Origin of the sequence: Streptomyces sp. NPDC020362, assembly GCF_040642095.1 — a bacterium.
Taxonomy (GTDB): domain Bacteria; phylum Actinomycetota; class Actinomycetes; order Streptomycetales; family Streptomycetaceae; genus Streptomyces.
In genome coordinates this window covers 1-9,271 of sequence record NZ_JBFAET010000276.1, presented here as the reverse complement: position 1 = coordinate 9,271, position 9,271 = coordinate 1, and the positions used below count along the sequence as shown (strand labels likewise).

10 protein-coding genes and 3 pseudogenes are annotated in these 9,271 nt (G+C 67.4%); 6 read left to right on the top strand and 7 right to left on the bottom strand.

Going from position 1 to position 9,271, the window contains the following annotated elements; genetic code table 11:
- Positions 1-150: transposase (locus tag AB0H32_RS44155; RefSeq protein ID WP_361133991.1), on the bottom strand; the 150-nt coding region annotated here is incomplete at its 3' end.
- A 210-nt stretch (positions 151-360) separates the two neighbouring features.
- Here AB0H32_RS44155 and coaD point away from each other — a divergent pair.
- Together coaD and AB0H32_RS44145 are read left to right on the top strand one after the other, a co-directional pair.
- Positions 361-786 (top strand): pantetheine-phosphate adenylyltransferase, encoded by a 426-nt coding sequence (gene coaD / locus AB0H32_RS44150; protein ID WP_361133989.1) that lies wholly within the window; start codon positions 361-363, stop codon positions 784-786.
- A 127-nt stretch (positions 787-913) separates the two neighbouring features.
- Positions 914-1,087 (top strand): annotated as a pseudogene (locus tag AB0H32_RS44145) (helix-turn-helix transcriptional regulator); the annotation flags it as partial.
- A 141-nt stretch (positions 1,088-1,228) separates the two neighbouring features.
- Here AB0H32_RS44145 and AB0H32_RS44140 read toward each other — a convergent pair.
- On the bottom strand, positions 1,229-1,378 hold the full coding sequence (locus tag AB0H32_RS44140; RefSeq protein WP_361133986.1) for a hypothetical protein: 150 nt from the start codon (positions 1,376-1,378) through the stop codon (positions 1,229-1,231).
- 188 nt (positions 1,379-1,566) lie between these two features.
- Here AB0H32_RS44140 and AB0H32_RS44135 point away from each other — a divergent pair, with 188 nt between their 5' ends.
- Positions 1,567-4,692 (top strand): hypothetical protein, encoded by a 3,126-nt coding sequence (locus AB0H32_RS44135; protein WP_361133983.1) that lies wholly within the window; start codon positions 1,567-1,569, stop codon positions 4,690-4,692.
- 80 nt (positions 4,693-4,772) lie between these two features.
- Complete coding sequence (locus AB0H32_RS44130) at positions 4,773-5,258, top strand: hypothetical protein (RefSeq protein ID WP_361133980.1); 486 nt, start codon at positions 4,773-4,775, stop codon at positions 5,256-5,258.
- Between the two features lie 218 nt (positions 5,259-5,476).
- Here the strand turns inward: AB0H32_RS44130 and AB0H32_RS44125 are convergent, their stop codons facing one another.
- Both AB0H32_RS44125 and AB0H32_RS44120 read right to left on the bottom strand, forming a co-directional pair.
- Positions 5,477-5,977, bottom strand: a complete 501-nt coding sequence (locus AB0H32_RS44125; RefSeq protein WP_361133978.1) for a DMT family transporter — start codon at positions 5,975-5,977, stop codon at positions 5,477-5,479.
- Positions 5,947-6,201 (bottom strand): hypothetical protein, encoded by a 255-nt coding sequence (locus tag AB0H32_RS44120; protein ID WP_361133975.1) that lies wholly within the window; start codon positions 6,199-6,201, stop codon positions 5,947-5,949. The genes AB0H32_RS44125 and AB0H32_RS44120 overlap by 31 nt, the downstream gene beginning before the upstream one ends.
- Positions 6,202-6,281: 80 nt before the next feature.
- On the opposite strand from AB0H32_RS44120, the gene AB0H32_RS44115 reads away from it, so the two are divergent.
- Positions 6,282-6,716, top strand: coding sequence for a DUF6228 family protein (locus AB0H32_RS44115; RefSeq protein ID WP_361133973.1), 435 nt, complete (start codon positions 6,282-6,284; stop codon positions 6,714-6,716).
- 41 nt (positions 6,717-6,757) lie between these two features.
- On the opposite strand, the pseudogene AB0H32_RS44110 reads toward AB0H32_RS44115, so the two are convergent.
- A pseudogene (locus AB0H32_RS44110) lies at positions 6,758-6,904 on the bottom strand (ATP-binding protein); the annotation flags it as partial.
- 633 nt (positions 6,905-7,537) lie between these two features.
- Here AB0H32_RS44110 and AB0H32_RS44105 point away from each other — a divergent pair.
- Positions 7,538-8,134 (top strand): hypothetical protein, encoded by a 597-nt coding sequence (locus AB0H32_RS44105; RefSeq protein ID WP_361133994.1) that lies wholly within the window; start codon positions 7,538-7,540, stop codon positions 8,132-8,134.
- Between the two features lie 76 nt (positions 8,135-8,210).
- Here the strand turns inward: AB0H32_RS44105 and AB0H32_RS44100 are convergent.
- Positions 8,211-8,312 (bottom strand): annotated as a pseudogene (locus tag AB0H32_RS44100) (AAA family ATPase); the annotation flags it as partial.
- Positions 8,313-8,426: 114 nt separating this feature from the next.
- Positions 8,427-9,271: group II intron maturase-specific domain-containing protein (locus AB0H32_RS44095; protein ID WP_361133970.1), on the bottom strand; the 845-nt coding region annotated here is incomplete at its 5' end.

Below are 9,271 nucleotides of genomic sequence, written 5' to 3'. Positions count from 1 at the left end.
CAGCACGAACAGAATCCCGCACAAGGCCTGCCGGTTCGGCACCCGCGGGCGACCTGAGACCAGCTTCGGCCCCGGCTCTGGTAACAACGGCTCGACCAGCGCCCACAGTTCATCCGACACGACCCACGGCCGCGGCTGACGCTTTCCCACGACCAGACCAACGAGCAGTCCCGCCGGTAGTCACATGATCAACGACTTCCGTTAGGGCCAGTTAGAGCGTGTCCCATGTGGCCGTGATCTACGTGTGACGTTGCGGTTGTCCCGTCCCGCTAGAAGTTCTCCCTGTCACGCTTGATCTTGGTGGTTTGGCTGCCCTGGCACCTCACCACCGGGAGCGGCCGCTTGTTACTCTTTCCGATCATGCGAGCCCTCTTCCCAGGATCGTTCGACCCGGTCACTCAAGGGCATCAGGACGTACTCCGGCGCGCTGCCCTCCTGTTCGACGAGGTCGTCGTGTGCGTGATGTTCAATTCGAACAAGAACGGCCGCTTCCCCATCACGGAACGGCTGGACCGGCTCCGCGCGGCAGCAACTGACTTGAGCAACGTCACGGTCGACTCCCACACCGGCGGCCTGCTGGTCGACTACTGCCGCCGAGTCGGAATCGACGTCGTCATCCGCGGAGTCCGCGGCGTTCCCGACCTGGACTACGAAATGCCGATGGCCCGCATGAACCACGAACTGGCCGGAGTCGAAACGTTCTTCATCGCTGCAGACCCAGCCCTGGCCCACATCTCCTCCACCCTCGTCACCGTGATGAGTCAACAGGACCGTGTCCCCGAATGATGACTTGAGCGAGCTTCTTCCAGCAGCTGGGGGCGGCAGCGAGGGTTCCTAAGACGTGTCCTGTGTGGTGAGGCGGGCGAGCCGTTTGTAGCAGCATGCGGGGGAGCGGCAGGAGCCGACGGCCGCCCTGGCCGAGCTGCGGGCGCGGTTGGATGCAGCAAGGGTCGAGCTGGGCCTCAAGAAAACAGAGGTGGCCCGGCGCGTACGGCTCGGCCGCACCGTGGTCAGCCGAGCCTTCAGCAGCTCGGCGCCTGCTCCCTCGGCGCAGACCGTTGCAAGCCTGGCCAGAGCTCTCAACCTCGATACCCGCCCGCTGCTGGACCTCATGCGTCCCTGCCCGTCCCTGCTGGTCGGACAGCGCTGTGCCCAGGCGGGCTGCTGTTACATCTGGCGGGTAACGCTCTACCGCAGGCATCGTGCTGCCCCTGCAGGGTCGGCCGGCTCAGCGGCGCCAGGCATCACGTACCTCATGGCACGCGGTGATCACCGGAATGACAGCGCGGATCAGCGCGGCGAGCGCCCTGGGCAGCCGGCAAGCCGCGGTGAAGGCCGCGATCAGACCCGCAATCGAGGCAAGAACCGTTGTCAGCATGGGCTTCTCCCTGAAGTGATCACCGCCGGCAGGTGCCGGTCCGGGGCCCATGACGCCGCACAACGCGTCACTCCGGCTAGTTCGCTGCGTCCACCACCGGGCAAGGGCGCAGGTCAAGACAGCTAGGGTGGTTTTCCCGGACCGGTCCCGGTCCGGGAAAACCGGACCGGCACATGCGTGGGGGAGAGGTGCAAGAGGACCACGACCGCCCTCGCGGCAACGTCACCAGGAGCGAGTTCGCAGCTCGGCTGGCCGAGCTGCTCGCGGTGACCGGTCTCACGCAGAGCCAGGCCGCAGCGCACGCCGCCAGAGGGCGCACGCAAGCGGTGCGCGGGCTGAACGGCAACCGCGTCAGCGCCTGGACGCGAGGGGACAACCTCCCCAAGCCACAAGCCCTCGGCCCGCTCGTGCGGACCTTGATCGCGCACGCTCGAACCAAGGGGGTCAGTCCCCGCAACGTCACCCCTGGACTGCTGCACGAGCCGAACTGGCAGCAATGGCTCACGCAGGCGCAAAGCAACGCACAGACGCCACCCGGGCACGCCTCAGCCCGCGAAAGCGCAGCCTCAGCCGATCCCCACCAGCTGGGAGTCCACCGTGCCGCCCTGCGAGACGCTTGCGGCGCACACCGCCACTGCACATCCCTGACCCCCTATCTGGAGCGTCCCTTCGACACGCTCCTGCAGGACACCCTTGCCCAGGTCCGCGACAACGGCCCCTCGCTGCTGGTCATGACGGTCGGGGACTCGACCACGGGGAAAACCCGTGCCCTGTATGAGGCTTTGCTGGCCACGGCGCCCGACTGGCCGCTGCACCGGCCGGCCGACGCCGCAGAGCTGCTGCAGAGCCTGAGCGAAGGAACCATCACGGCAGACAGCGTGCTGTGGCTCAACGAGGCCCAGCGCTTCTTCTACGGCCACCAGGGCAGTCAGGCCGCCAGCATGCTCGAACGCCACCTGGCGACCCACCCGGGCGTCCTCGCCCTCGGCACCCTCTGGCGCCGCCCCTACCTCGAAGAGCTGACCGCGCAAGCAAGCCGACCCGACACCCACGCCGCGGCGCGCTCGCTGCTCACCGGGCCCCAGTGCCGTCTGATCCAGGTGCCCACGCGCCTGACCCCGTACCAGCACACCGCTTGGACCGACCGCACCGGGCCGCCGGACGAAGCCCGCGACCAGCGCATCGTCCACGCCTTGACCACCGCGGCCGGCGACGGGAAAGTCATCCAGTGCCTGACCGGCGGCCCCGAACTCGTCGACGCCTACGAGACGGAGGGACACTTCACCCCCGTCGAACACGCCCTGCTCACCGCAGCCCTCGACATCCGCCGGCTCGGCCACACCCCAGCCATGTCCGCGAACCTGCTCGCCGCAGCAGCCGACGGATACCTGAAGCCCTGGGAACGCCCGGGCAGCGCCGACTGGGCCACCACCGCCCTCACCGACCTGGCTGCAGGCTCCCGCCAGGACGGCACCCGCACCGACATCCGGCACACCCTGACCGCCCTCACCGCTGTCCGCTCCCGCGCAGGCGAGCCGGACGCCAACTACACACCGGCGGACTACCTCGAACAGCACACACGCCTGACCCGACGCGAATACATCGGCCCGGGCCAGTTGTGGCAGGCCCTGGCCGACCACGTCCACGATTGCGACATGCTCCTGGAACTGGGGCATGCGGCACGCGGACGGCTCCTGCACCGGCACGCCGCCCGCCTGTTCAAGCGCTGCGCGGAACAGGGCGACCCCTACGCCGTCCCGCGTCTGCTCCACCAGCTGCAGCACCACGGAGAAGGCATCACCGGCACAGCAGCTCAGTGGGCCCTCCAGCACACTCCCGGCCCCGCCCCTGCTTCCCTGGCGGCCGCGCTTGTGCGGCAGCTTCACGCAAGCGGACACCACGGCCCAGCCGGTGCCCTGGCCCTGCGGACCGTGCAGACCATGCCTCTGGACGATGCCTACGACATCCTGCCCATGCTTGCCGCAGTACGCGAGTCCGGGCTGACGGAGGCGGAAGGCGTTCTGACCCGCCGCGCCCTTGCAGCGGATCCTGACTGGCTCGCCACTCTCACCGACAGCTTTGTCGACGCGGTGGTCGGCATGCCGGCCGACGAAGCCTTCTTCGACGCGCTGTCACTGATCAGGCCCCTGAAGGCAGTCCTTCCCGACGTCGCGAAGGAGGCCATGCGCCGACTGGTGGCACGCGCCGACCTGAACGATGCGAAGGACGGCGCGCTCATCCTGTCCCTTCTCGGGCAAGTGGAGGACCGCCAGGCGGAAGCAGCATGGGTGGACCGGCTGATGCAGCTCTGTCCGGTCCGCCCGCCCGTGGAACTCGCCGTCCTGGTTGACGCCCTCCACCGCCACCGCATGACCGACTCGGCCGATGCCTTCGCAGAACAGGCCGCTCTGCACGTTCGTCTCGACGACTCCGACCACACGGCTGGTCTGCTGGCCACCCTCCACCGAAGCCACCACTCCCACGCGGCCAGCCTCCTTGCCGACCGCATCGGTGGGGAACTGCCCTCACAACCCCTCCTTGCGGCCGCTCCTCTCCTGGAAGAGCTGTGCCGTACCGGCCACCCACAGGCAGCGTCCGCTCTTCTTTGCCGGCTGACCACCGACTTCCCCTCCCCGCCCGACCCTGCCGCCACCGCCACCGCCGTTCGGACACTGATCGAGCTGGACGAACACGCTCTGGCCGGCCGCCTCGCCGAACACGCAGCGCGCACCACGCCCTCGGCGTCCCTCGATGCCGTCGCCACCCTGCTGCCCGAGCTTCACCGTCATGCTCCGCACACAGAGGCCCTCCTCCTGGGCTCGGACTTCGCACACAAGGCCCCGTTGAACGATCCCAGAACCACTGCCCAGCTCCTGAGCACGCTGCACAGGACAGGAAACTCCTCGGCCCTCGACGTCCTGCTCGCCCGATCCCCCGCCGACCACGCCAGCCTCGACAACTCCCACGGCACTGTCATGCTGCTGCGGACCCTGCACACCATCGACGCCGATCAGGAGCAGATTCTGCGGCACCGGCTCCTCATGCATCCCGAGATGCCCGATCTCCTGGTGACCGACCAGCTCCTGACCCACCTGCAGACCGTGGGCGACACTGCCGCGCAGTCAGCGCTCACCCGACGAATCGCAGATGCGGGATGGGCCACCTCTCCCTTCCTGGCCTTGACCGGCCACACGCAACCCGACCTGCCTTACGGAAGGGAACCCGACACAACGGAATCCGCCCCCTGGGGATTCGACGACCTCCCATCACCCCAGGGACGGAGTGAACTCCGGCGCTGCGCGCCTCCAGTCTGAGGATGCGTTTCCCTCCCCGGCTGAAGCCGGGGAGACCCCCGTAAGATCAGGGATGGACCAGGTACCGCCCGAGGGGAGGCGTGATCCAACGATTGAGGGCGGTGCCGGCCGGAACCAGGCAAGCGATCTCCCTGCACGACACCCTCCGCAGAGAATTCACCCGTATCACCGCCCTCCCCATGCGCCGGGGCCCCTGGCGCGTGGCCGACGAGCCCGCCGAATACGCCCACCGACTCAACACGCTCCAGGCCGAGATCGAGCGCATGCTCGCTCTGGTAGCCACGTGCGCCTACTGGGGCAGCGACGAGACCGACCGATGGTGGATCGGCGACATCGAACAGCTCGCGGGACCCAGCCGAGACGGTGGCCTGACCTCCCTGATCAACCTCGTCCGCGCCCCTGCCGCCATGGTCACCTATGCGGCAGGCGTAGCCGCCCTCGCCGCCGAGCGATGGCAGACGCTGGCCCGCGACCTCGCCGAACCCCACACGCCGGACCCCTACACGGAAAGCCCCGCCGGTGGGGCCAACTCGGGCCGGAAAAGTGGGGCCCAGTCAGACCGTTAATGCCACTCTGTGTCCCCGAACGCCATCTGCGGGTTCGGCACCCGTTCACGACCAGGTGCCCCACGGGCGACCAGCTAGATGCGGGTACTGACGTAGCGCACGTTCGGAGGCCGCTCGAAGCCCAAGCGTCATGGTGAAAGCAAGGGCCTGGAAGGCGTACAACAGCGTGTCGGTCCACGAACCAGCCCGAGCCGGGATATTCGCGGGACGCGCACAGCTCATCCTGCTCGTCTCACCGTCAGATCACGCCGCCCGCACCCGCGCTGGCCACATCGACACCGCATCGGCGCCGCCGAAGCCTTCCCAGGCGCCGCGCCGTGGCTCGGCGTCCGGGCCGTCGAGCGGGTGGCGAGCAGGAGGCCGAGGGCGATGGGGAGTACAGCTGCGGATTCCAGCAAGGTCAGGGGCTCACCGAGGAACGCGGCGCCAATGGCCACGCCGAAGACCGGCGGCATGAACTGAGCGATGCTGGCGCCAGCCGGCCCGACGCGTTGGATCAGTAAGAGCCACAAGGACATACCGGCAATCGAAGCGCCGAGGGCGAGAAACGCCACGCCTAGCACCAAACCCGAGGTGAAGTGGACCGGCTGACGGGTGACCAGGGCGAGGTCACTGGGTGGCAGGCCGCCGATCGCAGCCTGCCACCCAGTGGCGGCGTAGGTGTCGACGTGGCCGACCAAACGAGGCGTCAGGAGCGTGCCCGCCGACAGGCACGCCACACGACCGCACCCCAGGCGATCCCCGCGGTGGTAACACCAGTGCTGCCCATCCGGTCCACGGCGGAGAGCGTGACCCCCAGGAAGGCCAGGACCACCCCCAACACATTGACCGCGCCCAGGCGCCGAGAACCCAGCGCAGCCGAGGCCAGCAGGACCGCCAACGGTGTGCAGGCCGAGAGGATGGCTGCCAGCCCAGCGGACAGGTGGCGCAGCGCGAAGCCCATGGGGGGATGAGAATTAGTAGCGGTCCCGGGCCACGGAAACGTGATGTCGTCAACGTGTTGACGTCCGTATCCTTCGGCGGGTGAGTCTGATCGAGGTGGGTCCCGGACAGGTCGAGCTCGTCGTGCGGGGGCCGGGGGCGCTGGCGAGCTCTGTCCGGTTGTTCGACTGGTCGCGTGCGGATGAGTACGAGACCGTCTTCGCGTTGGAGGCCATTGCTGATGGTGTGCGTGCACGGCTCGAGAGCGTGACCGTCACCGTCTGGGATGACATGAGCAAGTTCTTCGACGGCCTCGCGCGAGACTTCCGTGGTTGGGAGGGGGAGCGGGTCTGGATCAACAACCACCTGGTCGTGACGGCGACCTTCGAGTCGGGTGGTCATGTGTATCTGAGCTGGACGCTTCGGTCCGGCTTCTTTCCCGGTGACTGGAAATGCACGGTGACGACCGTGATCGAAGCCGGCGAAGGGATGACGGCTGTTGCCGCGGACCTGCGGGAATTCCTGCGCCAGGGGTAGGTCGCCCACCTTCGCTCCGCGTAGGCACTCCCGCGCCAGATTCAGCCGACGGCTTGCTGCTCAGCGCGGGCGCGGGTGGTGGCGAGACGGTAGGAGTCGGTGCCGGTCTCGATGATGTTTCCGCCGAAGGTGAGGCGGTCGACGATGGCCGCGCAGAGACGGGGATCGGTGAAGGTCTTGGTCCAACCATCTGGGGCTGGGCACTTGTTCCCACACAAGAGTCGCTGCTGCCACCTGGCCGTTTCCTGCTCCTGAGGTACTCGTTGGTTCTCGCGGTGGCGCTCAGGTTTTCCAGGTGCTGCCTTGACGGTTCAGGTGCGAGGAAGGTGTACCGGTGGCCGAGGCGAGGCTGCAGGTCATCGCGGGCGGCGGAGTCCCGCAGGGGCCGCTAGTCACGGACCCGTGGTAGTTCCAGGCGGTGTGTGTGGACGCGTTTGTCGCCTCGTGGTGGGCCCGCGGGTTCAGCCCGGTGACGATCGACAACAGCATCGGCTTGCTGGAGCGGACGCTCGCCGCGCTGGGGCGGCCGGCGTGGGAGGTGACGCCCGAGGACGTCGACCGCGTTGTCCGGTGACCTCGGGGTCAAAGGCCGGGCGACGTCGACGCGCTCGCGCGAACGGTCCGGCTCGGCAAACGGCCGCACCCGGTCCCGCTCGACCCCGCATCCTGGACCGTGCTGCAGCGATGTCTTCCTCCCCCGGGCGGTCTGGCCGACGGAGAACCCCCACGTCATGGTCACCAAAGGAACGAAGGGCGGCCGGAGCCCAGCGTAAACGGTATAGCTGTCCCACGTCCTTGACGACTGCGGCTACCCGCCCCGGATGGTCCGCGGGACCCGCCTGGTCGACCTCGTCAACACCATGGATCCCAAGCTCGTCGCCGCCGCCTTCGACATGGACCCGCAAGCCGCCGTCATGTACCTCGCCGACCACATCGACCCCGGACGTCTGCCGGATACGCGACCAGGGCCGCAATTAAATCGGTGGTCAAGACGGTCTTCGATCTGCAGAATCAGCAGAATGCCGCGTTTCTTGTGTGACCAATGCCGAAACCCTCTCACCGGATCGGTCGCCAAGGTGAAGGTGCCGCTATTCGTCCCGATGTCGGAGATCCCGGGCGTCCGGACACGTCCGGCCCGTATGCCCCGCGGCACCTATGCCCCGAACCTTCGGCTGGACGAGTTCAGCGGCGACGTCCCCGGCTTCATCGTTGACCCCGACGACATGATTGGTACGGAACAGCATCCCGACCTCATGCGTTCAATCGGCTGCTGCCAGGGCCCTGCAGGCGGCAATGGCCTGAACTTGGTCTGCCGGGACTGCGGAGCCGAGGTCGCCACCCGGCAAGCGGACTGTTACACCCAGAACCAGGTGACTTTGGAGCCGGCTGCGGTCTGCCTCTCCTTCTCCGAGGACTAATCGCAGTGCCCGGCAAGGCCGAACCCATTGACTTTCGGTGCTGCCTGGCACAGGTTCGCCGGAATATGTGCGCTTTGCTGAAGGACTCGTTGGAGGCGATGGCGACGCTGTTCTTCTCCTCGCGTTCGGTCAGGACCTGGAAGAGGAGTTCGGCGCCGCGGCGGTCGAGTTCCATGTGTTGGGTGGGGGACGGGACGCCGTGCGCCCTTCCGGGCGTCGGTTTTCCCGTCCCCGCCCGCTGAACCGGACGTGCGCGTTGGCCGAGCATCTGGCTCTCCACGTGATCCGCTGGTCAGGCGAGGTATTCGCTGATCTGGCCGACGAAGGCCACATCGTCGTGGTTCGTCCGACGGAAGCGTGCTCCGTCGGGATCGACCTCGTCGATGTTGTAGGGCGTGCTGATCTGCGCTCCACGAAACGTGTATCGCTGGACCCGCATCTTCGCCGGGTTGTAGAGGACGATCCCGCCCTCGGTGATGCGGTCCGCCCCGTAGTAGCGGCGTTGTTTCCAGGTCAGGTGGGGGTGCTTGTAGCGGATCCAGAGAAGCAGCCTCCACCACGCGTACCAGCCGAGGTAGGAGAACGTTCTCTTGGATGCGCCGTAGCGGGAATAGGCAGCCCAGCCTCGAAGGACCGGGTTCACCGACCGCAGCACCTCCTCCAACGAGAGCGATGTCATACTTCGCCCCGTCAGCTTCTTGTTCTTGTGCATCACCGACGCCAAGGCGGGCTCGGACGGAATGGTGAGCACGACGCGACGCCCGTCGCACCAGGGCCTTCGGTGGATGTGGAAGCCCAGGAAGACGAAGCCGTCGTCGATGTGGGTGATGTGGGTCTTCTCGACCGAGAGGGTCATCTTCAGCTTGCTCGCCAGCAGTTCACCGATCTCCGCCTTGAGTGTCTCGGCTTCGGACTTGGTGCCGTGCACGAGCACGACGAAGTCGTCGGCGTATCGCACCAGGCGGTAGTTCGGCAGTCCCTTGCGGCGCCGGGCTTGCCTTTGCCATCCGGGACTCATCTCGGTGTTCCAGATCCGAGCGAAGTGCCGGTCCAGGACGGAGAGATAGATGTTGGCCAGCAGCGGGGAGGCGACTCCTCCTTCGGCCGGTACCTTCGTCTCGCCGTCGGCCTCGGCCA